Annotated in this window: 32 protein-coding genes; 27 read left to right on the forward strand and 5 right to left on the reverse strand. The window is 68.7% G+C overall.

Features of this window, described 5'->3' with window-relative positions; translation table 11 throughout:
• Positions 1-369 precede the first annotated feature (369 nt).
• Positions 370-543, reverse strand: coding sequence for a hypothetical protein (locus ACTVAJ_RS30010; protein WP_470391680.1), 174 nt, complete (start codon positions 541-543; stop codon positions 370-372).
• A gap of 198 nt (positions 544-741) precedes the next feature.
• Between ACTVAJ_RS30010 and ACTVAJ_RS30015 the strand changes: the two genes are divergently transcribed.
• Positions 742-2,787 carry a hypothetical protein gene (locus tag ACTVAJ_RS30015; RefSeq protein ID WP_470391681.1) on the forward strand — a complete coding sequence of 682 codons (2,046 nt, stop codon included), beginning with the start codon at positions 742-744 and terminating at the stop codon, positions 2,785-2,787.
• A gap of 400 nt (positions 2,788-3,187) precedes the next feature.
• On the opposite strand, the gene ACTVAJ_RS30020 is transcribed toward ACTVAJ_RS30015, so the two are convergent.
• Positions 3,188-3,463: a helix-turn-helix domain-containing protein gene (locus tag ACTVAJ_RS30020; protein ID WP_470391682.1), complete on the reverse strand. Its 276-nt coding sequence runs from the start codon at positions 3,461-3,463 to the stop codon at positions 3,188-3,190.
• 132 nt (positions 3,464-3,595) lie between these two features.
• Between ACTVAJ_RS30020 and ACTVAJ_RS30025 the strand changes: the two genes are divergently transcribed.
• The 7 genes from ACTVAJ_RS30025 to ACTVAJ_RS30055 all read left to right on the forward strand — a co-directional run bounded on the left by ACTVAJ_RS30025 (position 3,596) and on the right by ACTVAJ_RS30055 (position 8,323).
• Positions 3,596-4,660: a hypothetical protein gene (locus ACTVAJ_RS30025; RefSeq protein WP_470391683.1), complete on the forward strand. Its 1,065-nt coding sequence runs from the start codon at positions 3,596-3,598 to the stop codon at positions 4,658-4,660.
• A gap of 255 nt (positions 4,661-4,915) precedes the next feature.
• A complete protein-coding gene (locus ACTVAJ_RS30030) occupies positions 4,916-5,314 on the forward strand; it encodes a hypothetical protein (protein ID WP_470391684.1) in 399 nt (132 codons plus the stop codon).
• A 98-nt stretch (positions 5,315-5,412) separates the two neighbouring features.
• A complete protein-coding gene (locus ACTVAJ_RS30035) occupies positions 5,413-5,733 on the forward strand; it encodes a hypothetical protein (RefSeq protein ID WP_470391685.1) in 321 nt (106 codons plus the stop codon).
• 168 nt (positions 5,734-5,901) lie between these two features.
• On the forward strand, positions 5,902-6,300 hold the full coding sequence (locus ACTVAJ_RS30040) for a hypothetical protein (RefSeq protein ID WP_470391686.1): 399 nt from the start codon (positions 5,902-5,904) through the stop codon (positions 6,298-6,300).
• 218 nt (positions 6,301-6,518) lie between these two features.
• A complete protein-coding gene (locus ACTVAJ_RS30045) occupies positions 6,519-7,334 on the forward strand; it encodes a hypothetical protein (RefSeq protein WP_470391687.1) in 816 nt (271 codons plus the stop codon).
• Positions 7,335-7,475: 141 nt separating this feature from the next.
• A complete protein-coding gene (locus ACTVAJ_RS30050) occupies positions 7,476-7,811 on the forward strand; it encodes a hypothetical protein (protein ID WP_470391688.1) in 336 nt (111 codons plus the stop codon).
• Positions 7,812-7,894: 83 nt separating this feature from the next.
• Entirely contained in the window at positions 7,895-8,323 is a 429-nt protein-coding gene (locus ACTVAJ_RS30055; protein ID WP_470391689.1) for a hypothetical protein, read from the forward strand.
• 62 nt (positions 8,324-8,385) lie between these two features.
• On the opposite strand, the gene ACTVAJ_RS30060 is transcribed toward ACTVAJ_RS30055, so the two are convergent.
• Both ACTVAJ_RS30060 and ACTVAJ_RS30065 read right to left on the reverse strand, forming a co-directional pair.
• Complete coding sequence (locus tag ACTVAJ_RS30060) at positions 8,386-8,790, reverse strand: hypothetical protein (RefSeq protein WP_470391690.1); 405 nt, start codon at positions 8,788-8,790, stop codon at positions 8,386-8,388.
• Positions 8,787-9,041, reverse strand: coding sequence for a hypothetical protein (locus ACTVAJ_RS30065; RefSeq protein ID WP_470391691.1), 255 nt, complete (start codon positions 9,039-9,041; stop codon positions 8,787-8,789). The genes ACTVAJ_RS30060 and ACTVAJ_RS30065 overlap by 4 nt, the downstream gene beginning before the upstream one ends.
• Positions 9,042-9,412: 371 nt before the next feature.
• Between ACTVAJ_RS30065 and ACTVAJ_RS30070 the strand changes: the two genes are divergently transcribed.
• The 6 genes from ACTVAJ_RS30070 to ACTVAJ_RS30095 all read left to right on the forward strand — a co-directional run bounded on the left by ACTVAJ_RS30070 (position 9,413) and on the right by ACTVAJ_RS30095 (position 13,314).
• Positions 9,413-10,057, forward strand: coding sequence for a hypothetical protein (locus ACTVAJ_RS30070; RefSeq protein ID WP_470391692.1), 645 nt, complete (start codon positions 9,413-9,415; stop codon positions 10,055-10,057).
• 320 nt (positions 10,058-10,377) lie between these two features.
• Positions 10,378-10,821 (forward strand): hypothetical protein, encoded by a 444-nt coding sequence (locus tag ACTVAJ_RS30075; protein WP_470391693.1) that lies wholly within the window; start codon positions 10,378-10,380, stop codon positions 10,819-10,821.
• A gap of 101 nt (positions 10,822-10,922) precedes the next feature.
• The gene (locus ACTVAJ_RS30080) at positions 10,923-11,549 is read left to right on the forward strand and encodes a hypothetical protein (RefSeq protein ID WP_470391694.1); all 627 of its coding nucleotides are present in this window, start codon (positions 10,923-10,925) and stop codon (positions 11,547-11,549) included.
• 164 nt (positions 11,550-11,713) lie between these two features.
• A complete protein-coding gene (locus ACTVAJ_RS30085; protein ID WP_470391695.1) occupies positions 11,714-12,184 on the forward strand; it encodes a hypothetical protein in 471 nt (156 codons plus the stop codon).
• 291 nt (positions 12,185-12,475) lie between these two features.
• Entirely contained in the window at positions 12,476-12,949 is a 474-nt protein-coding gene (locus tag ACTVAJ_RS30090; RefSeq protein WP_470391696.1) for a hypothetical protein, read from the forward strand.
• 164 nt (positions 12,950-13,113) lie between these two features.
• Positions 13,114-13,314: a hypothetical protein gene (locus ACTVAJ_RS30095; protein ID WP_470391697.1), complete on the forward strand. Its 201-nt coding sequence runs from the start codon at positions 13,114-13,116 to the stop codon at positions 13,312-13,314.
• A 119-nt stretch (positions 13,315-13,433) separates the two neighbouring features.
• On the opposite strand, the gene ACTVAJ_RS30100 is transcribed toward ACTVAJ_RS30095, so the two are convergent.
• Positions 13,434-13,715: a hypothetical protein gene (locus ACTVAJ_RS30100; RefSeq protein WP_470391698.1), complete on the reverse strand. Its 282-nt coding sequence runs from the start codon at positions 13,713-13,715 to the stop codon at positions 13,434-13,436.
• A 492-nt stretch (positions 13,716-14,207) separates the two neighbouring features.
• Between ACTVAJ_RS30100 and ACTVAJ_RS30105 the strand changes: the two genes are divergently transcribed.
• The 13 genes from ACTVAJ_RS30105 to ACTVAJ_RS30165 all read left to right on the forward strand — a co-directional run bounded on the left by ACTVAJ_RS30105 (position 14,208) and on the right by ACTVAJ_RS30165 (position 23,931).
• Entirely contained in the window at positions 14,208-14,573 is a 366-nt protein-coding gene (locus ACTVAJ_RS30105; RefSeq protein ID WP_470391699.1) for a hypothetical protein, read from the forward strand.
• Between the two features lie 177 nt (positions 14,574-14,750).
• Positions 14,751-15,173: a hypothetical protein gene (locus ACTVAJ_RS30110; protein WP_470391700.1), complete on the forward strand. Its 423-nt coding sequence runs from the start codon at positions 14,751-14,753 to the stop codon at positions 15,171-15,173.
• A 208-nt stretch (positions 15,174-15,381) separates the two neighbouring features.
• Positions 15,382-15,732 carry a DUF3846 domain-containing protein gene (locus ACTVAJ_RS30115; RefSeq protein WP_470391701.1) on the forward strand — a complete coding sequence of 117 codons (351 nt, stop codon included), beginning with the start codon at positions 15,382-15,384 and terminating at the stop codon, positions 15,730-15,732.
• A 91-nt stretch (positions 15,733-15,823) separates the two neighbouring features.
• On the forward strand, positions 15,824-16,177 hold the full coding sequence (locus tag ACTVAJ_RS30120) for a hypothetical protein (protein ID WP_470391702.1): 354 nt from the start codon (positions 15,824-15,826) through the stop codon (positions 16,175-16,177).
• Positions 16,178-16,297: 120 nt separating this feature from the next.
• Complete coding sequence (locus ACTVAJ_RS30125; protein WP_470391703.1) at positions 16,298-16,528, forward strand: hypothetical protein; 231 nt, start codon at positions 16,298-16,300, stop codon at positions 16,526-16,528.
• A gap of 876 nt (positions 16,529-17,404) precedes the next feature.
• The gene (locus tag ACTVAJ_RS30130; protein WP_470391704.1) at positions 17,405-17,569 is read left to right on the forward strand and encodes a hypothetical protein; all 165 of its coding nucleotides are present in this window, start codon (positions 17,405-17,407) and stop codon (positions 17,567-17,569) included.
• A 526-nt stretch (positions 17,570-18,095) separates the two neighbouring features.
• The gene (locus ACTVAJ_RS30135) at positions 18,096-18,536 is read left to right on the forward strand and encodes a hypothetical protein (RefSeq protein WP_470391705.1); all 441 of its coding nucleotides are present in this window, start codon (positions 18,096-18,098) and stop codon (positions 18,534-18,536) included.
• Between the two features lie 70 nt (positions 18,537-18,606).
• Positions 18,607-19,020 carry a hypothetical protein gene (locus ACTVAJ_RS30140; RefSeq protein WP_470391706.1) on the forward strand — a complete coding sequence of 138 codons (414 nt, stop codon included), beginning with the start codon at positions 18,607-18,609 and terminating at the stop codon, positions 19,018-19,020.
• A 168-nt stretch (positions 19,021-19,188) separates the two neighbouring features.
• Positions 19,189-19,719 (forward strand): hypothetical protein, encoded by a 531-nt coding sequence (locus tag ACTVAJ_RS30145; RefSeq protein WP_470391707.1) that lies wholly within the window; start codon positions 19,189-19,191, stop codon positions 19,717-19,719.
• 250 nt (positions 19,720-19,969) lie between these two features.
• Entirely contained in the window at positions 19,970-20,905 is a 936-nt protein-coding gene (locus ACTVAJ_RS30150) for a hypothetical protein (RefSeq protein WP_470391708.1), read from the forward strand.
• 361 nt (positions 20,906-21,266) lie between these two features.
• Positions 21,267-21,932, forward strand: coding sequence for a hypothetical protein (locus ACTVAJ_RS30155; RefSeq protein WP_470391709.1), 666 nt, complete (start codon positions 21,267-21,269; stop codon positions 21,930-21,932).
• Between the two features lie 166 nt (positions 21,933-22,098).
• Positions 22,099-23,094 carry a DUF3560 domain-containing protein gene (locus ACTVAJ_RS30160; RefSeq protein WP_470391710.1) on the forward strand — a complete coding sequence of 332 codons (996 nt, stop codon included), beginning with the start codon at positions 22,099-22,101 and terminating at the stop codon, positions 23,092-23,094.
• Between the two features lie 168 nt (positions 23,095-23,262).
• A complete protein-coding gene (locus tag ACTVAJ_RS30165; protein WP_470391711.1) occupies positions 23,263-23,931 on the forward strand; it encodes a hypothetical protein in 669 nt (222 codons plus the stop codon).
• Positions 23,932-24,579: the final 648 nt, after the last annotated feature.

Raw genomic sequence — 24,579 nt, forward strand, 5'->3', positions numbered from 1 at the left:
GGGGGCAGGCAGCGGCGCGGTCAGGTGCGCCCACAACGCCACGGCCGCGTCCTCCCGGGTGGCCGCCAACGAGCCGGGGACCACACCATCGACGGTGTGGGCGGTGAAGCCGCCGCCGGCGTGTTGGAGCCACCCCCAGCAGCGGGAGCGCACGTAGATGTCCTCGCGGCCCGCCACCCGCCCCCTGCGCAGCTCCCACTGGGCCATGTCGGCCGGGCGGATCGGCAGGTCCGTGCGCTGCCCGTGCACGCTCGTGACGGCAACCGGCCGTCCGTACAGGCCACGCAGCAGCTCGGGAACGGCCGCGGCCATGTCGGGCTCGGCGGTGACCGCGTCCGGGGCCTCCCACTCCTGAGGAGTGAGGCGCTCTCACTCCTCCTCAGACAGCAGCCCACGCAGCACCCAACCATCCGCCAGGTCCCAGTGACGGCAATCCTCGATCTGGCCGACGGTCTCGGTGTCGGTGTACACCACGCAAAAGACACGCCCATCTTCGTGCACCTGGCCCCGGACCCGCACCGACAGGAGGAGGGTCGGGCCCACCTTCGGTCGATGCCCACCGGTCACCGAGGAGGAGGGGCCGGAGGAGCGCCACCAGGAGCACGGGGAGGAGCGGAGGCGCCTTTGTTGTACCTGGTCACAGACCCCTGTCATATCAAGTTGATCTATATAGATCATTTTGATATTGTCGTGTTCACGGCGGGCGCCACACCGGCCCCGCCCTGACCGGAAGGAACCCCTGTGACCAAGGCGAAGACGACCGAGTACACGACCCCGACCCCCGATCAGCTCCGCGACGCCTTCAACGCCGGAACCCCCCGGTTCGGCCTGGTCGGTCGTGGCAAGGCGGTCCACCGGCAGAACGGATGGAACGGCCGGACCATGTACTGCGGCAAGCTCGCTGACCGGATCACGCTGACCCGCCCGGAGGGTGAGGACTGCAAGGCGTGCCTGCGAGCCATCGAGCGCCAGGAGAAGGAGTACGACCCCACCGCGAATTGGGCGAGTGCTGAGGAGCTGCGTCGGGCGTCGATCGAGTCCGAGGAGCGCATTCGGGCGGACATCGACGGGGCGACGTCCGCCGCTGTCGACACCTCCAAGCCCCGGCTCTTCATTCAGCCCCTGGACTCCGCTTTTGAGCACGTCGTCTACGGCTGGGACCACACGGGTCCGGTCTGCGGTGCGCAGGTCTTCAAGTGTCCGACGCGGGAGCGGGTGATGTCCCGCTTCGCCTGCCCGGACTGCGCCCGGGTGGAGAAGGCGGCCGGGGCCGTGGACGTTCGTCCGAAGGCCGAACCCGACGTGACCCCGGCGACGACCCCCATGCGCGCCGAAGTCGAGTTGCTCAAGGGTGGGGATGTGTACAAGGAGGGCGGCAACCGCGTCACGGTCGTGGCCAACCACGGGTTCGAGACCGCCCGGGATTCTCTGGGTGCTCCGATGCTGGTCGTCAACCTGGACGTGACCGTGGACGACGATCCGACCGTGCGCCGCATCACCCGCGCCAAGGGGGCGAAGGTCCGGGCGGTTCAGGCCGGAGCGGAGACGAGGGAAGCCAGGAAGCGCAACGCGTCCGCCCCGACCATGTCCCCCTCTGCCGTGTGGACGCGTGCTCACTCCACCCTCCGGAGCGTGCTGGGTGACCTGGACTACCGGTGTGAGCAGGATGAGCGCACCAACGTCATGACGGTGACCGTGGCCCGTTGGGACGTGAGGCGGACCGCGTCCGCGCTGTCCGGAAAGGGACTGGCCAGCTACGTCCGGGTGGAGGCGGGTGCCACGCCCCGGGACGCGGTCGCCGACACCGAAGGCACGTCACCCGTTGACGTGAACGACGTGGAATCCGTGGAGCCGACCGACCAGGCCGCGCGCATGCGTGATCTGGTCGCGCACGTGGCACGCCGTTCGGGCCGGACCGACCGTACCCCCCGCAAGCCTCGGGCGCGTCTGGCCACCGAGCGCACGCGGGAGGCGTTCACCGCCGAGATCACCCCAACCCGCGTCATGCCCGCTGGGGCCGGTCTGGGTGCGACCCTGGACGACTCCGAGAACGAAACGGTTCGCGCCATCCTCGCCGACCTGGACAAGGCCGGTGTCGAACTGGCGACCGTGTCCGGTGACGACTGGGCGGACGATGAGTCCACCCACGGCGCGATCGCCTCACCGCGCCCGGAGATGGACGCGGTGTACGTCTACTGGGTCACGGCCGGAAGCATCCGGGACGCGGACGGCCGCATCCCAGGACAGGTGCGCCAGATGCGGCGGACCCTGCGCGAGGCCGGTTGGGACGTCTCCACGGACACCCGGGGTTCCTCCGTCGCCGTGGTGCGGGTACCGGGGCTGGGGAAGACCACGGCCGCGGTCGACGACGTGGCGGCCGAGTTGGACGCGTATCCGACGTGGAAGGGCTCCGCCGTGGACTGGAACGCCATGGGCAAGGCCATGAAGGCGACTAACGAGCGTCTCGCGCAGGCACGCGCCGAGGATGAGCGCCAGCGTGCCGAACGTGTGGAGCGCCTGGTGTGGGACTCGGGTGTGATCAGCGCGTACGACGTCGTCAAGGTCCACCCCTACGACATCATCGACGGCCGAGTGGTGGTGACCCTGATCGGGGACGCGTCCGCCTTCGCGGCTCTGTCCCGGGGACGCGCCCTGCGGACCCACCTGGAAGAGCTGGGGCACCGCGCAGAGATTGTCCCGGCAAATGAGGGCGCGAGGTTGACGGAGACGGAGGAGCGGTCCAACCCGGTGGCGGTCCGGGTGAGGCTGGTGGACACCGACAACTAGCACCCCCTTCAAGGGCCGCCCCGGCGCGTTCGGGGCGGCTCGGCGTGCTTGGCTCTTGGGCGCCGGTCCGGGTGCTGGTCGGGGTGACGTCACGTCGACCGCCGAGACGGAGCACCACCGGCGGGGACCGGTCACGTGCGGCACGTGTGCTCGGTGACGTACCCGCCCGACCAAGGAGGAGGGCGCCGACCACCTGGGGCGCCCACGTCCACCAGGACCACCACCGCCGTGCGCCCTCGGGGTGCGTCCTGGTGGCCGAGCACGGCGCCGACGACTGGTGGGGCCGGACGGGTCGACCGGCGGACCGAGGAGGAGCCCCACCCGGGCGCGGGATCGGTCCGGTGGCAGAGGAGAGGCGGCAGGAGGGTCGGGGGTGTGCTGCGTCGTGGCCTGCTCCTGGTCAACTCGTCTCGGCCTCCTGGCCTTGGTTCAGGTGTGCCGTTCCTTGCTTGGTGGCTTCCATGGCCGCGACCAGGTCAGCGGGGGTCATGTCGTAGTGCGCGGCCAGAACGAACAGATCATCGAACCGCCACGATCGTTTGCCGTTGAGCTTGCCGGACAGGTTGGGCTGATGCTGGTCAAGCTCGGCGGCGAGTCCGCTGACGCTCTCGCCGCGGCGTGCCATCAGGAAGCGGACGGTGTCGGAGAGGGCTTGGTGATAGGTCTCGGTGTCCATATCGGGACCATATCAAAATGATCTGCCGCCGAGGTGCCCGTCATCTCACATTGATCTATATAGCTCATATTGATATGATCGTGTCGACCGGCGGGGAGGAACGGCCCCCGCCACGACCGCAAAGGACACGCCATGTCTGACACCCTCACCCGCGAGGACCTGCGCGCCCATTGGGAGGCGGGCGGACAGGTGTACGGCGCCACCGCCCGAGGGCGCTCGGCGCACCGGCTGATCGGGTGGAACGGGCTCACCTCCCTGTGCGGACGTGAGCAGACCACCGCCCACACCGAGGTCCCCGACGGGATGCGGGTGTGCGCCACCTGCGACCGCCTGTGGGAGAAGAGGAACACCGAACAGCGCCGGTGGAACGGCGCCCACGGACACGGCGCGCTCACCGACACCGAGCTTCGTGCCGACCGCCACCGGGCCCGCAACTGGACACGGCGAGCACAGACCCCCGTCCGCACCCGCGTGGCCACCCCGACCCGCGTGCTCCCGGCGCGGACGGAGCCCGGCACGGCCCCCGCCCACGCGGACAACCCCCTTGTACAGGCCATTCTCGGAGACCTGGAAGAGGCGTGCATCGGACTGGCCACTGTGCCTGAGGACTGGTCCGGTGACCCCACGGTGACCGGCGTGGTGGCCGACCCCCGCCCGGACCGGGGCGCGGTCTACGTCTACTGGGTCAGCGCCGGGAGCACCGGGGACACCGACGCCTCCGTCCCGGCCAACGTGCAGGTGATCCGGGAGGCGCTGACCGCCGCCGGGTGGCAGGTGTCCACCGACACGCGCGGGTCACGGTGCGCGAAGGTCCTGCTGCCCTCGGTCCCCTCCACCGAAGGTGTGCCCTCAGAGGTGTCCCTGCGCGCGCACTACCGGAAGGTGGCCCGAGCATGCGCCGCCGAGCGCGAGGCTGAGCGCGCCGGGTGGGAGGACGCGGCGGTGTCCCTGGTAAACGGCACGGGGATGGTGCAATCCCGCTACGGGGTGCACGCCCATGCCTGGGACGCTGACCGCGTCGTGGTCACGGTGGTGGGCCCCGCCTCGGCGCGGGAGGCAGACCTGTCCTGCGCCGACCTGCTCCGGGCTCTGCGGGAGGAGGAGGGGCGCACGGTGCGGGTAGTCCCCCTGTCGTGGGGCGCGAAGCTGGCCAAGACCGAGCGCACCGGGTACCCCTTCGCCCTCCTGATCCAGTAGCCACAAAGAGGCCACCGCCTACCGCACGCTGGCCCAGCAGCTCGCCGGATTCTGGCAGGCGACCCCCGAGGAGATCGCCGAGTTCGAGCGGTTGGAGCGCCCGGCCCCCAGAACGGGGACTAGCCGGACCAGGGTCACCCCGCGCCCCCGAGGCGGCCCGCCCAGGAGCCCCGCACGGGGCGAACACCAGCGGCGCGAGGGAACCCCACCCCCCGCGCCGCCGCCACCGGAACACCACCAACACGAGGAGGAATCATGCAGGACAACACCACCGATCTCGCCCAACTGCGGATGCCGCTGCTGGCAGCCGTCGAGCGACTCCAACAGGCCGAGACCGGCACGCTGGCCGACCTGATCAGTGAGCTGCTGCTCTGCGGGCGCGACCAAGCCCGCATCCGACCCGCTGAGGTCATGGACCAGGTAGACGCCAACCTCGCCCAGCAGGACGGGGAGGCCGACACCGTCGCCGCCACCGTCCGCCTGCGCCTGGTCGCCATCTACGGCGGCCTGCGCATGGACCGCGAGCACCTGCCCGGGGCCCTGCGCGAGGCCCTGGCCGGAATGATCGTCAGCGTCGAGGAGGAGGAGACCCTAGAGCGCCTCCACCCGTTCGTTCGCGTGGAGGAGATCAAGTTGCACGACCAGGACGACTAGCACCCCGCCGCGCCGGACCCCGAGCGGCCCGGCGCGGCCCCGGACGGGGAACCCCACCCCCGCCCACGGCAGGAACACCACCAACAGGAAGAGGACCCATGGACCCGCTGAAACTCGCCGACGCGACCTTTACCGTGATGGGCATCGTGACCGGCGCCGTCCCCGCCGCCATCATGCGCGACGTGTCGGTCGGCCCGCTCCCCCAGGAGACCGCCGCACAGGTGCAGTGGAGCGGCGAGCGTGCCGACGCCGACGATGAGCAGGCGTGCGCCGCCGCCCACGACAAGGCAAACGTTGTCGGCCACCGCATCACCGAGACCCTCGCCATCAAGGGATACACAGTCACCGAGGCTGTGTGCAGCATCCGCCGCACACCGACCCACGCCACCTACGGCGTTCTGGTCAAAGTCGCGCTGTAGGCCGTGCCGAGAGAGCCGCGCCGGACCGCTCGGTCCGGCGCGGCTCCCCCCGGGGGTGAAGTTGACCCCACACCCATTAGCGGGTATATTGCAGGTAAGCGGTTCGAGGGGATCCCCACTCCCCCGAACCGCCGAACGGAACACCACCGACAGAAACGAGGAACCACCGTGGCGAACGCACGAGAGGCACGAGAGCAGGCCACCCACCTGGTCGCGTCCCGCACCACCGAGCAGCTGGTCACCCTGCTGGACATGACCACCCCCGCCAACCCCGAGGCCCGCATGGTCCGCGCGTGGATCAGCGACGAGCTCACCCGCCGCCACACCGCCAAGGCCGAGCGCATGGACACCCCCGCGATCGTGCAGGCGCTGGAGCCCCTAACCGGTGTGGGGATCCGCGGCCGCAAGGCCGACACCGTTTTCGTTGACGCCTACCTGGAGGTTCTCACCCGCCGCCACCCCGAGGCCGCCCAGGCTGAGGACCAGTGGGCCGAGGACGCCGCCGATGACGAGATGTTCGACCGGGGCCCCATCATCCACATCCTGGACGCGATCCGCGCCCTGTAGGACCGGCGCCGCCCGGACGGGGAACCGTTCGGGCGGCACCCGCACACGCAGAAGGGGCGCCGACCATTTCCCAGCCGAAGCCGGGCCCCACGGTCGAGCGCCCCTCGGAACACCACCAACGGGAGGAACTCCCATCGGCGATGCCGCCCATCATAGCCCCGCCCACCGCCTGCGCGTCCGGCGCGCAGACAGGGACCGAACGAGAGGACCGCGCCGCCATGGCCCAAAGCACCCAGCCCACCCAGACCGTCCAGGCCCGCGAGGCCCGGCGCCGTTGGGCCGCCCTACTCGGCTACGACACCGAGCAGGCCGAGACCATCAGCACCGACGAGGACGCCCACCGCCGCGCCCTGGACCAGTGGCTCCAGGCCCTGGACCTGGACCCCGACCACGCCCAGAACCCCGCGTTCCCACCGGACCCGGTCACCCTGCCCCAGTGGGCGCCCGCCCAGGACGTCCGCGCCGACGTCGCGGCCGAGAAGTGGCCCACCCTGCCCGGATTCCCCGCACGCGCCCTACAGGGCATGCACCCGGTCAGCGGAGCCGCCGAGGCAGCCGAGCGCGCCGGTGAGGAGTTCGCCCCCTCCGAGCGCGTCAGCGGCGCCGAGTTCGCCCGCCGCACCGGCATGTCCAAGACCACGGTCAACCGCACGTTGCGCGACCACGCCGAGCAGGCCCCCGAGCGCGACAGCGCCCGCCAGGTCGACGCCCGCGCCCTGGCCGAGTTCCTGGCCACCGTGCGCACCCCGGGCCCGAGCATCTACAGCCTCGCCGTCTTGGAGGCGTGGCCGCGCCCCCAGCGCGCCCCGGTCATCGACCCCGCCCGGTTCGCCGAGGGTGAGCGTGTCACCTACGCCGAGTTTGCCCGCCGCACGGGCAAGGACGCCGACACCGTCCGCAAGGCGGTCAACAATCCCGCCTACGCCGAGAAGGCCCCCGCGCGCGACACGGACGGTACGTTCGACGCCCGCGAGTTGGCCGCGTTCGTGGCTAGCCTTCCGGGTCGCCGGGGCCGTCCCCGCAAGGTCAGGTAACGGTAGGGTCACATCAGGCGAACCGCCCGCCTGAATTTGACCCGCATCCATGGTGCGGGTATATTGCAGGCAAGCGGTTCGAGAGGATCCCCACTCCCCCGGATTCGCAAACCGGAACACCACCGACACAGGAGGAACCACATGACCGCCACCGCCACCGCCACCAACGACTTCGCCCAACCGTCCCTGTCGGTCTTCACCGTCCGGGGAACCCAGGTCGCCACCGGCGACCAGCTCATCCTGGACCGGCCCACCCACACCGGATCCCACATCAACACCGGAGCGGTCTACCTCCACCCCTCCCACACCACCTACCGCGCCGTCTACGACCCGTTCCAGGACCGGTTCCACCGTGAGGCGGTCCACCACCACACCGTCCGCTACCTGGACGGCATGCTTGCCGGTCTGGTCGACACCGTCCCGGAGTGGAGGCTCATCGAGTACGTCACCCCCGAGGGCTACGTCGGGGAGCTGTAGCCCCCACACGCGGGCGCCCCGCCCCGGGGCGCCCGCCCTACCCCCGACGCCGACGAGCACTAGGGCCAGGAGACGACACAGAGATGACCACCGCCATCCGCGTCCAGCAGATCACCGCCACCGAAACCGCCCTGATCGAGGCCCACGAGGCCCAGTGCACGTACCGCCTGTGCGGCCGCCGTGGGCAGTTCGGTGGGAAGCGCCACGTCTTCCGGTGCGCCCAGTCCGCCGACATCGGCCGACAGGTCAACCGCCTGCGCGAGCAGTACCACGCCCAGAGCCCCGCCGTCGGTGACACCGTCGAGTACCACGGTTCCCTCACCGAGGCCCACGGCCGCTACGTCGTTCTCGATCACGGACACGACCAGTGGGGGCAGCCCGCGGCCTACGACCTCAGCGACGGCACGTGCCGTCTGCACGAGGTCCGACGGGAGAGCATCACGCGCGTGATGCGGCCCCAGCCGCAGACGCCCGAGACCGAGGCCCCACAGGGACAGCTCACCCTGTTCTGAACAGGGCAAAGCCCCCGACCGCCGGAATCGGCGCGGTCGGGGGCTTTTTCGTGTCCGGGGCGTCAGGGCAGGGCGTCGATTTCCAACGCGCCGTCCAGAGCCAACAGCGGCCCCGGATCCGAGGTGACCACCGGCCAGGCACGCACGCGAGCGCTGAACGCCACCTGCGCCACCGCCACCGCGTCCCCAGACGGGCGCCGGCGCGCCCGCGCCAACAGGTCCCCCGCGCGCGCCGCCACGTCGCCCGAGAGCCCATCGACCACGACGGGCGCCAGGTGCACGAGTCGGTCAAGCTCGGCGCGCGCGGTCTCGGAGAGCTGGCCGCGCGCGGCCACCAGCGCGGCCGCAGGCACGGCCAGGACCATCGAGCCCGAGCGCAGCGCGGCGCCCACGAGCGCCCGCGCGTAGAGGCGTCCCGTGGCGTAGTCGGTTAGGGCTGAGGTGTCGAGAACGCGTCCGCCGATCACCGCGCCGAGGCTTCCAGCCCCAGGCGCCGCATCATGTCGTTGATCTCGGTGTCGATGCCCCAGGAGTCCACCAGGCGCGCGGACTCGGCCGCTGACATCGTCCCCGGTTGCTCGGCCGCCCGCAGCGCCGCCACGTCGCCCGCAGGGTCGGTCGCCGAGAGCGCCAGGTCAGCCACAGCGGGAGGAACGTCGCCCGCGTCCAGGCGCCGACGGAGTTCCTCGCGCGGGTCGGGGCCGTGTGCGTCAGTCATGACCCCAGTGTAGATCTCGGCGCTGTGCCCCGTCAGGGCCAGCGCTCATGCTGGGAGTGGAAGACGTTGGCCGGGATGGTCGAAGCGTGCGCTTATTGATGATATATTCATCTTGTATTTGGCTGGAGGTTCGCCGCCTTCCCCTGCGTCTGCTCAACCCGGGGAAGCGTGAGGACTCATCCCACGCCAGGCATGAGAATGGCGGCCGCGGAACCTGGTCAAGGACCAAGCCGACACCCACGACCGCCGATTTTCCACCCAACACGACAAGGATTTAAGACGTTTGACGACCCAAACCTTCACCGTGTTGTTGATGACACGGTACCACGAGCCCGTCGGTCCGTCCGGCGGCAAAGTTGTAGGAGTGACCCATGAACGCGACACCGCCCGAGACCCCTATCTCCCGATGGGCTCGCCTGAACGGCTTCCCCCACGGTCGGGGACACGGCGACCGCGAACGCTGCGCGCGATGGCTGCGCGAGCGGGACCTGAGCCAGGAAACTCTGGACGAACCGACGATGCCCAAAGACCCGGTGACAGTGGAGCAGTGGGCCGAGTTCATCGGCGAGAATCCAGTCACGGTCAAGTCCTGGCAGCGTCGTGCGGACTGGAACGTGCAGCCGCGCGTCGTCCGGCCGCGCTGGGCCGCCGGATCGGGCCGCAAGGGCAAGACCCCCAGCATCTTCAGCCTCGCCGAATTGGAGGCATACCCTCGCCCGCGGGACCGTCGCATCGACCCCGACCTGTTCCGGGAGGGTGAGCACCTCACGCTGCACTCCATCGCCGTGCGCGGAGGCTTGGACCACTCAGAGACCCTCTACCAGTACCGCAGCTACGAGGGATTTCCGGAACCGGTGGAGGGGATTGGCGGATATGTGACCTCGCAGACGACGGCGTCGGCCGAGCGCGGATCCTCTCGGACCAATGCCCAGGAGCTCTATGACGCCCGTGATGTCGTGGCCTGGTACAACCGTCGCCCCGGACGTCGAGGGAAGGGGCGAGGCACCAAGAGGTGACATGTGCTCCAGGCGGTAGAACGACACCCCCAGTCGAAGTTCGGGCCGGCACCAGGCTCCTGGAAGGCGCAGTGACGCACCGCCATCCGGCTGCTATCGCCGAGTTCCAGCCCCTGGACCCCCATCGTTCCTCATGGTGAATCCCCACGAGGGACAGCCGATCATCCGGGCCCGCGCCAGTGAAAAAACTTCTCGGATTCTCGCGTATTTCCTGGTGAAACTAACAAGAGTACTCCTGATTTAATGATATACTCACATTGAACAAGGCGGGGGAGATCCGACACGCTTCCCCGCGCCACCCAACACGAAACGAGACAAACATGTCCCCTTACCAGCAAGACCACGAACGACTCGCCTGGCTGCTGTTCGTGGCCGAGCAGGACCTCCAGGAAGGACGAACCGAACGCGCCGGAACTCTTCTGGCCGAGGGGCACGAGATCCACCGTCGCCACCACGCCGCTGCGGACCGTCTCATGATCGACCGACTGGAGAAGCTCCAGCAGCGGCAGATCCACATGCGCCAGTCCCAGACCCAGGAACTGGTGTTGCGCCACTACCCGGGCGACGAGCACGGCCAGCACCTGCGCGGTGCGCTCCAGGGCTACGGCATGCACATCTCCATCCACCTGGAGAAGTCCGACAACTACGACCACACCGTACGCCTGCTCATCGGGCACGACGACGAGTCCGCCGACAACCCTCAGATCGAGGTCGAAGGCGTCCAGTCACACACGTTCAACGACAGCTTCACCCTGCTGCCCTAGACCGACCGTGTCCGCGCCCACGCAGACAGTGCGGACACCCCACCCCAGCGGGGGAGGACCCGACACCCTCCCCCGCGCCGCCCAACACGAAGGGAACCCCCATGCAGCACGCCACGTTCACCACCGAGCAGGTGGCCGCACTCGTAAGCGCGTCCACCCACCCGCTCGGCGAGGTACCCCAGCCCGTCGACGGACTCACCGAGCGCGGCCTGACATTCGAGCACACCCTGATCGAAGGTGTCGGGCACCAGCGAACCCACTGGCTCACCCCGCGCGGGTGGGAGGCCGCCGCCCTGCACTGGGACGGCCCCGAGGCCGTGACCATGCCCAAGGAGGCGGCCACACTCGCCAAGGACCTGCGCAACGAGCATGACCGCCTCAGCGGCCGCTACCGCACCCGAGGCCTGACCACGTTCGCTGTTCTTCTGCTGGGAGCCGACAACGCGCTCAAGTACGGGCACCGGTACCTGGTCGAGCCGCGCCCCCCGTGGCGGACGCTGGAGCACCGTGTGGACCGGACGGTGCTCAGTGAAGTGATCAACGAGATGTTGAAGCCGGTCAACGGAGGCGTGGACATCCTCGCCGGGGGCGGTTACGAGGACGCGGCCCGCGAGTTGATCGCCCAGGTCGTGATCCACCTGCCCGACGAGATCGAGGCACTCAGTCTCGCTCAGGACGCAGACATGCCCGAGGCCATGGAGCGCCGCGCGCGGCGCGGCCAGGGCTGACCCGCCGCCATTGGGAACCCGCACCGGTGCAGAACCGGTGCGGGTTCCCGTGTCTTTCCCAGAGAACCGGACTGAGCACCCCCAAATAACTGATATAATCATATTGAAAAGCACGGGGGTCCGACACCCTCCCGTGCGCCGCCCAACACGAAGGAGAACAGCAGATGAGGACCCGCGTACCCGTGTCGCCGGACAACGCACTGGACGTCCTTGAGGTGCGCATCACCACCGCGCGGGACCTGGTGAGCAAACTTCCCTTCAGCCAGTCCGACCCGTTCCACCTCCAGGCCCTGACCGGAGCCGCCAGCCGTGTCTACGCCCGAGCCACCGTGTGGCTCGGTGAGGACCCGGCCTGTCTGGCCGACGAGGCCCACCAGGTCTACGAGGGTGAGCAGATCGCCGCCGGATACCCCATGCTCGACCCCACCGACCTAGAGGACGTCGCGGCTCCCGCCGAGCGCCTGGCCGAGATACTCGCCTTCATCACGGCCCACGGGGACCGCCCCCAGCGCTACGACCACGCACAGGCCCACGCACTGTGCGTGAACATCCTGGCGTGCCTGATGCACGCCGAGTACTCCACCAACGAGAGCGACTACGAGGTCTATGACGCCTGCGGGCTGTTGACCCCCTGACCTCCGCATAAGGCTGTGCCGCACCCGTGCGGCACAGCCTTGCCAGAGCCACCGGCCGGCACCACGGCAGAAAGAACGACGGGCTCAGGATCATGCCCGCACCTGCCCCGAAGACACATCACTCAGCCGACCGCTCTGCGACGCGCGAGGCCACCGAGGCTCGCCCACAGCACCACCAGGACTAGACCACGACACGGCGACCCGCCACCCCAGGCAGGCGCGCCGCCATCCCCGCGGGGAGGATCCGACACCCTCCCGCGAGCCGCCCAACACCAAGGAGAACAGCACACCATGACCGAGTTCCACGAACAGGGATGGACCCCTCTCCCCCACCAGGACGCCGTCACACGCCGGATCACCGCGGCCCGGGTACTCACCCACGAGCTGACCCCGTGCGCCAACACCGGATGGTTGCCCACACCCGAGGAGGCGCAGGCGGCCACCGTCCAGGCCCTGATCCTGTTGGACCAGAGCGGCCACGACGTCCCTGCCGCCCTATCGCTGCTGGGCGACATCCTCCAGGCCGACGAGCAGGAGAGCACCGACCCCTACGGCCCCCACCGCGCCGAGCACTACGCCGCCGCCCCCGCCCTGTCCGTCAGCGGGCTGTACGAGGCCGAGGTTCTTTTGGGGTGGACACCCCAAGTGACCATCCCCGGAGAGCCGCCCATCCGGCGCACCCCGGACGCGGTCGCCGAGATCCTGGCCGGTTTCGTCCACCTGACGCGCCAAGTCCATACCGAGGCCGCCCACACCCGCGCCTGAGGCCCACACCCCGAATCCGCGCCGGAGAGAAACCGGCGCGGATTCTCGTGTTTTCGGCGGCTGAGGTGGCATGAGCACTCACAAAATACTGATACACTCATCTTAGAAAGAACGGGGGAGACCCGACACCCTCCCCCGCCGCCCAACACGAAAGAGGAAGCCCAGTGAAGGTTCGCAACCAGGCCCGCGCCAACCTCAACGCCGCCGACCAGGCGATGGACCGAAACGAACTGTCCACTGCCGACCAGTACCTGAACGCGGCGACGCGCTGTCTGTTCATCCTCTCCGCACAGGGTCAGCCGGTAGACATGCTCGTCAACCGACTGGCCGAACTCCAGGACCGGTACGAGGCCATGCAGGGCTAACGGCCCCCGGGGCCGACTCCTCAGGGTCGGCCCCACCCAAGGACCCCGAACCTCACGGCACACCCACATCCCCATCCGAGCCGTACCCCTCACACAGTTCGCCGCCACCGTGGCCGAAGTCAGCACACCGGTCGACGCAGGGACACGAAATCCGCATCGATCTCGAAATCGCCCCTCTGTCCGCAGCGCGCCAAGACCGAAGCGCGTTGAACAAGCCGGGAAGTCGGCACCACCAGTGCACGCACCGCGGCCGGCGTCGCGACCACCGTTGTCAAGGAAAAGATCACCAAGGGCGTGCGCACGCAGGAATGTGAGGCGCCCGGCAGCGAGGCCACCGAGAGGTCGGCACGCGACACGGTGCCCCACCGCGCCACCGTCGTGTTCGCCGGGTAGACCCGCACAGCCGTGTGTCGACGCGCTAGCGCCGCCGCGCCCGCGGTTCGTCGCCGACCGGACGTCAGCAACCACGAACACAGGCCAGAATGAGTGACCCCTTCGTGCGTCGCGACCGACCACGTACTACCCGCCCAGGCCGCCGGCCGCGCCCGATGTCGGCCGCCGCGCCGGAGGCCGTGTGGGCGATGAACGGGTCAGGCGTGGAGGAGCACCAGGTCCATCCCCAACGACATCGCGTCAAAGTCGAAGCCGGGGCACCAACCGGGTACGCGGCAGCGACGCGCGTTCTACCCGGAGTCCGAGGCCGACTGTGCCCAGGAGTGTCACCAGCCAGTGCGTCTGATTGCCCCGACCCAAGTTGGCGAAAACTCCGTGCGGAGTTTCGCGCTTTCGGAGTTGATCGTGGCATGAGCACCTCACAATTACTGATATACTCATCTTAGAAGGAGCGGGGGAGACCGACACCCTCCCCCACCGCCCAACGCGAAGGAGCCACGATGCAGTACCACCGCCACGAAGCCGCCGTTGAGTCCCGCATGGTCGCCACCGGGGAGACCAACCCCCTCGCCGACTTCGGTGGCCCCGACTACTTCAAGCAGATCGACCGCTCCGCAGGCAGGGTCCGCCTGTCCGACCCGCAGTTGAAGCGCATCGAGCGCCTGCGTCTGCTGGGCGGTTTCCCCTGGTGGGATGTGTCCTACTGCACCGGTCGCCTGACCGACGGGCGCCTCGTTGAGATCGACCTCGGAACCGACCGCATTGAGCGCAGGTACAAGGCACACCTGGTGAAACTGTGCAAGAACGCAGGCCGCTATGGGAAGGCGCTCGGCATCTTCGAGGCCGTGTCCACCCTGGCCGGGTAGCCAGCCACCCGCCGGCGCGGAAGCCCACCACAGTCACCGCGCCGGCGCCCCGGCTCGCACCGCAGAACAAGACCCTCAAAACCGCGGCAACCCGTCCCACCGGCCCCCGTCAACCAGCACGCCCCCGCGGGGAGGATCCGACACCCTCCCCCGCCGCCCAACACGAAGGAAACCCCCATGGTCGCCCCACACCCCCGTCTGTCCTTGTCCGCCTACCGCGCCACCGAGCGCCGCCGTACCACGCCGCCCGAACTGCGGTTCAAGCTCCGCCGTATCGCCAACGTGGCCGACTACATCGAGTGCAACGCCCCGTTCCCGCGGACCGAACGCGAATTCAAGGCTCGTTTCGCGTCGGTGAAGGAGCTCCACGACCGGCTTAAACACGCGGTCAGCCGCGCCTACGAGGCCACTGCGGATGAGCGACTCAAGCCGTTCGCGGACGAGTTCAGCCGTGAGCTGCGTTGGGCGGACGTCTACCGGCACGACGCGCGCGCCATCGCGTGGTCTGTGGGGTGTGCGGCTCGCGAACTGTTGGAGGTGGCAGAGCAGGCCCCTGAGGTCGCCGAGCGGTTGCGTGTCCTGGTCACCCTCGCTCCCTAGGAGGCCAGGGCCCCAGGGCAGGTACGCGTGTACCCCTGATCAGGACCCGACCGACGCCGCCCCCGGTGAGAATCCAGCGCGGGTTTTCTCGTTTTGGTTGGTGGTTGCGGTCCCAGTATTCCCCAATTGATGATATACTCATCTTAGAACGAGCGGGGGAGACCCGACACCCTCCCTCCGCGCCGCCCAACACGAAAGGGATTCCGTGATGGCCACCGCCATTCTCATCAACCCGGACGCCACCGTGACCAGCATCGAGCTGCCTGCGGGAAGGAGTGCACTCCCCACCATGTACGAGGCCATCAAGTGCCACATCGTGGATGTGGTCCGCTTGACCGACCAGATCGACATGTGGTTGGACGAGGAAGGCCTGTACACCCAGCAGCTCAACCCGCTTGCGACTCTGCTCGCCCGGCGCTACGGCCACGTCCACCAGCCCTACTACGGACCCGCCCTGGTCGCCGGATTCACCACCGAGGGTGAGGCCGTCAACCTCACCAACGACCAGGCCCACGCCATCAGGACGCAGCTGGCCGACTGCCACGCCCAGGGCGCCTAGGCCCACTGGCCGCCGCCCCACCCGGGGCGGCGGCCTCATCCGGGGAGGACCCGACACCCCTCCCCCGCCGCCCAACGCGAAAGGAACCACGATGTTCGTACCCCATTGCCCCAGCCCCCGCCACCAAGGCCAAGCCCCGACCATCGAGCCCGGGGAACTCGTCCAGGCATCCCCCCTGGCCGTGACCGGATACGCCGGGGTCTCCCCCGCCCTGGTCATCAACACCACGAACTACGGCGACATCCGCCGGTTCCTGCTGTGGTGGTTCGCCATGGGCGCCCCAGCTCTCGGCACGAGCGTGCAGACGGTGCCCGTGTGCGAACTGCGCCGCACGGGTGGCCGCGCGGCTCTCGGCGCTCAGGCCCGCACCCACCTCGCCCGTCTCACCGACGACGGCGACTGTTCCCCCGACATGCGCGCGACAATCCGCGCCGTCCTTGCCTAGGACCACCCCAGGGTGGGCCCGCCAGGGGCCCACCCACCCCCTCCCCCGAACCCCGTGTAAACGGCCCACACTCGAGCAGCCGACATGCGCCGTTCGCGGCGATGCCGAAGGAGTACGCCCATGCAGCACGAACCCGCGACCGACGAACCCAGGATGACCGTCCGCGTCACCATCTACGACGCCCACCACGAGGTGTCAGCGCTGATGGATGCCCCCTGTACCGCTAGTGAGTGGGAGGAGATGGGCGACGTCCGGCGCGCGGCCGTGCGCGACAAGGTCATCAACAACGCCGTCGCCGACGTGTTCGACACCGAAATGGAGATCAACGCCTGCCTTCGAGGAGACAACTAGACCCGCGCCGTGCCAGCCCCGGAGGGGCGGCGCGGCTTTCGAGGGGCGAGGGCACCCCCATTCCAGAGCGAGCACCCCACCCACTCGCCAGCACCATCGAGCACCTGGCCGACGGCGAGACGGGCGAACTCGGCGACATCCCCCACGTCAACGCCTCCGCCAATGTGTCGACCGGATACACGGACTCGCCCACCGATATCGGGGAGGCCCCATGCCAAGCCCCCGCCGACCCTTACGACCGCCAGCCGTCCGAGGAGGGGGCGCCTGCGGTCTCGCTTCACTCAACAGGGTGGTTGGTGACGTCCTGTGGTCAGGGTGTGTGGAGAGGAACAGGTCGACCACCGGCGAGCGGGGTTGCTGTGCTGTGGCTTAGGACCGCCAGGAGGTCAAGGGCAGCCGTTTGATGTCATGCGCGCCGTCCGAGAGCCGCGGCGCTGATGTGGAGACGACCACCGGTCAGACCTGAACCCGTATGGCCACGTCCAGTCTGCGGACCACGGCCAGAGCCAGACGCGCGAATGGGGCCGGTTCGGCGCGCACCGCCTCGGAGAAGCCCCCTAGTTCCATCACGAGCGCGGCCGCAGGCACGGCCCTCGAGTCAGAGCACAGCGTGGCTCCGACGAGTGCCCGAGCCAGAAGCGCCCCGCAGCGTAGGTGCCGAGCGCGAAGAAGTCCGGGGTCCGACCGGTAAGCACAGTGCCGAGACAACGGAATCGGGTGGCGGTGCGCTCGCGTTCGGTGAGAATCTAGTGCGGGTTTTCTTGTTTCGGGTGGTGGTTGTGGTTCCAGCACTCCCCAATTACTGATATACTCATCTTAGAACGAACGGGGGAGACCCGACACCCTCCCCTCACCGCCCAATGCGAAGGAGTCATCATGTGCCGCGACTGCGAGAAGACCGTTCCCGCCGCTGAGTCCATGATCGAGGTCAACCTCGGAGGGTGCAACGGCTACATCTGTCAGCGTTGCTGGGAAGACCGGCTCATCGAGGAGGGCGAAGCCATCTTGGATGAACTGGTCGAAGAGGGGATGAACCCCTAGCAGTCCTCCCAAAGCCTCCGGTCGGACACTCGGCCGGAGGCTTCTTCATATCGGCTCCCGGGGCCGAAGGCGCCCACCGAGGGCAAGCGTGCGGACTCGCCCCGCTGGCAACACGTAGGTCCTACGTTCGCGCTGGACAGAGTCCATCATCCTGACCACCGGCAGGTCGGGGTAGCCGTTCGAGGCCACGCGCACCGTCTAGAGCCGCGGCGTTGGTGACCTCGCCCAGAGTCACCCCGCTCGCCCCAGAGCGGCAAGATCCGCTCCAGGGGGCAGCACCGCCGCGAACGCCACCACAACCCCCGTGTGATCGCTGCGCAAAAGTCCAGGCCCCACCCAAGCGATCACGGCGCCGAGATGCGTGGGCGGAGACCCCCGCTTCCAACGAGAAACCGGGATAGGTCTTCGTGTTTTGGTTGGTGGTTGTGGTTCCAGCACTCCCCAATTGCTGATATACTCATCTTAGAACGAGCAGGGGAGACCCGACACCCTCCCCCACCGCCCAACGTGAACAGGAGAGCTCCTGATGAGCGGCACCGCCGAAGCCCTGCCCGAGCGTATGAGGGTCGCCCACGCCGCACTCGCCGCCTACGCCCAAAACGGTGCGCACGAAGGCGTCACCGACCCCGACCTAGTGGCGGGCCTACTCACTGATGTCCTGCACGCCGCCGCGGCCGCAGGACACAACACCGGTGCCCTGCTGAACCAGGCCCACCGCCACATCACGGAGGAGGCCGAGAAGACCGAAGCGGCCCACATCGTGGGTGCGACCGTGCGCCTGCGTGTCGTCTCCTACGCCGGAGGCATGGTTACCGGCAGTCTGCGCGAGGCCCTGCGCGTGGGCATTGAGGCATTGGCGCTCAGTGTCGAGGGCGACGACGAAACCACCCCCGAGCGCGTATGGCCATGGGTGCGCGTGGAGAACATCCGAACCGAGCACCGCCACAGCGTCGATCACGACGTCTGACCACCCCCATCGGGGGTCGACCCGACCACGTCGACCCCCACCCCTGATCCAGCAACCACCAGGAGGAGCCATGCCCCACGACCAGATCACCACCCCCGCCCAGCCGAGCGAACGCGTCACCGTCAAGGGTGAGGCCACGGTGACCAACGGCGCGCGTTGGCGCGTGCTCGACACTGACGACGGCCGCCAGTGGGTGGTGTCCGCCTACCGAGGGGCGTACCTCCCCGAGGGCGAGACGCTGGTCATGTTGATGCAGGACGACGGCGAGTTGCGCGCCGATGCTGTGATCGAACTGGACGGAGTGCGCATGGACGAGGCGCAGGCCCAGTTCATCGCCGCCTACAAGGCCGGAACGCTCCGCGAGCCGACCCAGCACACCCCAGAGGCCCCCAAGGGTGGGGTGGCCTCACAGGAGGCGGTGGAGGCTCTGCGCGCCGCCGTGTGCGGACCCCGTCGCCACCTGCGCGCCATCCCACCCCGATAGGGGGCCGAGCCCGTTCCCGTGTCCGGTGAGAATCCGGCGCGGGTTTTCTCGTTTTGGGTGGTGGTTGTGGTTCCAGCACTCCCCAATTGCTGATATACTCATCTTAGAACGAGCGGGGGAGGCCCGACACCCTCCCCCACCGCCCAACGCGAAAGGAAGCACAACCCCATGACCAGCACGAACACCGACACCAGGGCCCAGTTCAAGATCCTGGGCGTCAACGACGACGTCACCGTCTGCGGCGAGTGCGGGCGCGAGAACCTGCGCAAGACGGTCGTGTTGATGCCCCTGGATGTGGACGGCAACGAGGACGGCAGCCCCTACCCGGTGGGGACGGACTGCGCCGCCCGCCTACTGGGCTACACCAGTGGTCGGATGCGCGGCACCATCAAGGCCGCCGAGACCCACCGCTGGGTCGACATCGACAACGCACGCGACCTCTACCGCGTCTGGGCGCCCACGGTCGGGATGGACAAACCCGAACAGGCCGCGTACTGGGTCAAGCGCCACCCCGAGGACAGGGACGACGACGCTCTGTTCAACGCGGCTCGCACGCGCCGGGCGCGCAAGGACGCATTCGATGAGATCGAGCGGGTGTGCGAGTTGTACGGGATTCCCGTCCCCGAGGTCGTCTCGAAGTTCCTGGAGAGGCTCAAGGTGTCTGCGGCCAAGGCCAGGGCCGAGGCCAACAAGGCGTAGGAGGGCGCGCCACGAGCGCGCCCACGGGCACCCGAGCCCCGCCCGGCACTGCCGGGCCCTGCTACTCGGGCGCCCGCCAAGCACCACCCGCCGCCGGGCCGCCATTCAGACCCGGCGGCTCCACCCCCACGCCGACCGCGCGGCGCCGTCGCGCCCTGGGCGGGGCATCGAGCCCCGCCCAGGGCGCAAGACCGCCCGCCACCCACCGGACTGCATTCGTCCTGCACGCCACCCCCAGGAGGGAAACCCCATGAACCAACGCACCCCGTACCGGATCCTTGACGAGCGCAGCGCACGCGCGGAGAACTTCGCCGCCGCCGGGTTCCTGTGCCACTTCCAGCGCCGTCGCATCCGCATCACCGCCGGCGGCCCGGTCTCCGAGCGCACCGACGTGGCCGCCTTCACTTTCCCCGAGCCGATCGGCTCCCGCGCCGCGGTGGACTTCCTTCAGGCCCTGGTCGTCACCCCCGACCTGGCCGAGTTGTTCGACGGCCCGCCCAACGTCCAGGCCACCGACGAGCATCACAGGCGCATCGAGGCCCACGCCGCCGCCTTCTCCCACTCCCGTACGCTGCCACCCCTGACCCGGTTCCGTCCGCCCCAGGGTGACAAGGACAACCGTTCGGCCTACCGGCGCCGCCACGGCTGGCAGCCAGGAGACGAAATCATCATCGACGGCCGGGAGAGGGAGGCCGCGACCGTGCTGGAACGGATTCGCCGCGCCCGCCCCGCTTTCGTCGGCTACCGGGTACGGCTCCACACGGCCAAGAAAACCGTGGTGGAGATCCCCGAGGCCAGCGCCCAGGAACCGCCCCGCCGCCTGTTGCAGGAGTACCGCCATTGGCGTGACGAGATCCTAGGGCCGGAATTCGTCGCGGTCCTAGACGAGGAACGTTATCAGCGCCTGCGGTTCGAGTTCTCCCAAGCCCGACCGCAGCTTGTCCCCTACATCGACCGGATCGGCCCCGTGCGCGTGCCCGGAGTCAAGCCGCTGCACCACGTCAGCCGCAGGCGACAGATCAAACGGGAACACTCCTGGTCATCCAACGGAGCGCACCAGCGCGCCCATGAACGCGTCTGGTACTGGCTGGAATGCACCTGCACATGGACCACCGCCGTCGAAGGCCACCTTGGAGTTTGGGCAGCCGAGCAGCGCGCGGCCGAACACGAGGCCACGCACAGCTGACCCGCACCGGGGCACCCCGAGCGGGAGTGCCCCGTCTTCAACCCATGCGTTCCCGTGCTGGCCACCGCAGCCCCTTAGAGGAGGCCCGACATCCTCCCTGCCGCCCAACACGAACAAGAGCACACCCCCAGCGAGCAACGTTTGGGACCTCTGCTGTGCGCCGGTGACGCGAACGAGTTGGGTCCCAGTGACGCCGTGCCCGCCAGCCGGGGAGTCGAGTCCCTCTAGGACTTACCCGCGTCCGTGCGCGAACACGTACCCCAGCGATGGCGCGAGAACTCTAAATCAATGATATATTCATCTTAGATGGAGCGGGGGAGACCGACACCCTCCCCCACCGCCCAACACGAAGGGACCACCCATGCACGAGATCACTCCCGAACGTATCGAGCAGATCCGCGCCGACGCCCACGCCGAGCACGTGTCCGCATGGCGAGGCGAAACCAGCAGCCAAACGAGTCGAGGCCTGCGCGTGAAGACAGCGATCCAGGCGATCCGAGACGGCCGAGGAGACGACGTGTTCGGCCTCCTGGTCGACATGATGAGCGAAGCCGGACGCGGAGCCCGCCGCTATCTGCGTGACCCAAAGACGATCAGGGCGACCCGCACCGGTGACCAGATGATCCACCTTGGCCTACTGCGCGCCGACCTGTACGGCTACTACCAAACCGAACTCGGCGCGCGGGTGATCCAACACGTCGACCAGCACCCCACGCCCGAGCCCGCCGACGTGCGCGCAGAACGCGAGCTCCAGGAGCAGGAATACGAGGTCAACCGTGCCGACTCGCGCGCCAACGGCACCCGCTACGGCGCGACGAAGTCCGGAACCCGCGCACATGTTCTGACCGGTGCCGTGGGCTTGATCGCCGACTGTGACGCGAACACCACCCGCTACGTGACCACGGCGTGGGCGCGCCAGAACGGGGTGTGCCAGCGGTGCCAGCCCAAGCGTCCAGGGCGCACCACGCCCCCCACGGGGAAGCCCGACGCCCACACCACGCGGGACGCCGAGCCCACCCACGACTAACCGCCCCCGCGCCCGTGCGCGCCGAGGAAATCGACGCGCACGGGCACAGCGAACCCGGCAGGGTTGGCGCAAACACCCCAAACTAGTGATATACTCATAATGAAAGCGACGGGGGAGGATCCGACACCCTCCCCCGCACCGCCCAACACGAACACGAGGAACACCCTTGATCGAGATCACCCACAACCGCGAAAACGGCACCCTGGTCGACGGCACCGCCAAGGGCGACGGCACCGCCCCCATCCTGAAGTCGGCCGGATTCCGGTTCTCCCGCAACCTCGGAGCCTGGTACGTGCCGCACTCGCGACGCGGCGCCGCCAAGACGTGGATCATCAACAACGCCGTCGGCCGCCTGCGCGAGGCCGGACACGAGGTCACCGTCACGATCGACGACACCACCCCCGCCACGACGACCTACGCCGACCACGAGGCCGCCAGCTACGAGCACGCCCAGGCCCGAGCCGACCGCTACGCCGACCGCGCCGAGCGCGCCAGCGCCAACGCCCAAGCGCTGGAGGCCGACGCCAAGGAGCGCGCGAGCGCCATTCCGTTCGGTCAGCCGATCCTGATCGGCCACCACAGCGAGGGACGCGACCGGCGTTACCGCGAACGCATCCGCCGCACGTTCGACAAGTCCGCCGAGGAGGCCCAGCGCGGCGCCTACTGGGACGGGCGCGCCCGAGCGGCCGAGCACTACAAGGACGGGCGCGTCAACCTCGGTACGACCCTGCGCCGTATCGAGAAGCTGGAGGCCGACCAGCGCCGCGTCGAGCGCGAGCGGGAGAAAACCACCAGCGAGAACTACCGCGCGCGTCTTAACGTCGATCTCGCCGAGATCAATGAGCAGCTAACCTACTGGCGCCAGGTCGTGGCCGAGGTCGAGGAGAACGGCGCCAAGGTGTGGAGTCGGGAGGACTTCCGCAAGGGTGACTACGCCCGGTTCCGGGGGACCTGGTACGAGGTGTTGCGCGTCAACCCCAAGTCGGTGACCATCCCCCACATCCACACGGCCATCAACGAGAAGATCATGAGCAAGAAGCGCGCCGAGGGGCGCAGCATGGGCCGGTACACCTACACGATCAAGTACCACGAGTTGTCCGGCCGCATGAGCGCCGAGGAGGCCGCCCCGATGCTGGCCGCCGTCGGTGAGAACGAGGAGTAGCCGACCACCCCGAACCGACACCCCGCGCCGATGAAGAATCGGCGCGGGTTTTCTCATTTTGTTTGGTGGTCAGGGTTCAAGCACCTCCCAGATACTGATATATTCATTTTAGAAGGAATGGGGGAGACCCGACACCCTCCCCCACCGCCCAACACGAAGGAACGCCCCGTGAGCCACGCCCAGCACACCCACAACACCCGCTATGCCCGGTACCTGTGCCAATGGAATCGGTGTGTAGCCATCCGGGGAGAACGGGACACCGCCCAGGCCCACCTAGACCGAGCCCGCGAGATCAGGACGGCCGCCCGCAACCACCGAGACGAGATGCTCGCTCAGGCCCACACCCCCCGGTGGTGGCCCTTCACCACACGTCGCCAAGCCCAGGCCCACCGCGCGGCCCAGCAGGCGATGAAGGTCATCGAGGACACCAGCCGCCAAATCGGCGAGTACGAGCGCGACGTCACGCGGTTGACCAACGAGCACGCCACAGCCGAACGAGAGGCCTCATTCCTGCGCGCCGAATGGGATGCCGAGTACACCGCCCGAGCGCGCTACGAGGCCGGAGAAGCCCCCCGAGACCACGCCGAGCGCGGACTGTTCGCCGAGTTTCGACGCCAGGACAACCGAGCGGCCCAAGGCCCCGAGGGACGCCGCGTGGACGACGCCCTAAAGCGGTACCGCCAAGGCCGGACGGCGCGCACCGCAGAAGAACGCGACTGGTACAGCGAATGGGCCACGTTGGACCGAGAGCAGAGGCTAGACGCATGGGAGGCACAGCAGGAGGCCAACCGCCGCAGCGGCGAGTTTGACACGTGGAGCGACGAAGCGCCGTTCTAAGCCCCAAGGCGAACCCGCGCCCACCCCGTTGACCACCGGCCGCCCGAGCAGGGCCGCCGGTGGTCTCTTTTCACTGAAACAGGGTGGTCGGTGACATTCTGTGGTTGCGGTGCATGGCGAAAGACCAACAAGCCGGTACACGGGACGCGCGCGGGGTTGCTGTGCTGTGGCTACCACCAACCGGGCAGAGAGCACACACCCCGTTCGATGGCACGCACGCCGTTGCGGCGAGGCGACCGAGCGCAGCGCCGCGCCGAAGAACGCCCGCGCCCAGATATGGCCCGCGGAGCCAGCCAGCGCCAAGCCCGAAGGAGCCCGTACAGCTCCCACCCGAACCCGCGCCGCATGGTGCGGGCTTTTCCGCGTGTTCAGACCCAGAACCGCAGGGAGGGGAGCGCCGAGCGCGCGCTACGCGGCTCCGGAGTCGTGGCAGCGACGGGGCGGTAGGCGAGGAGGAGTCACGCCCCGCGCCTGAGTAGGCGGGAGGAGCGTGGAGCCACGGCCGGCACGTCCAGGGGCGGGGAGCGCCGAGGGAGGCGGGGTGCGTCGAGCCGATGTCCGGAATCTGTGCCGGTGTTCGGTGAAAAAGTGGTGCGGGTTTTCTTGTTTTGGTTGTTGATCAGGGTTCTAGCACCCCCCAATTGCTGA

The sequence above is a fragment of the Nocardiopsis sp. KDC1DS13DA1 genome, assembly GCF_055632325.1.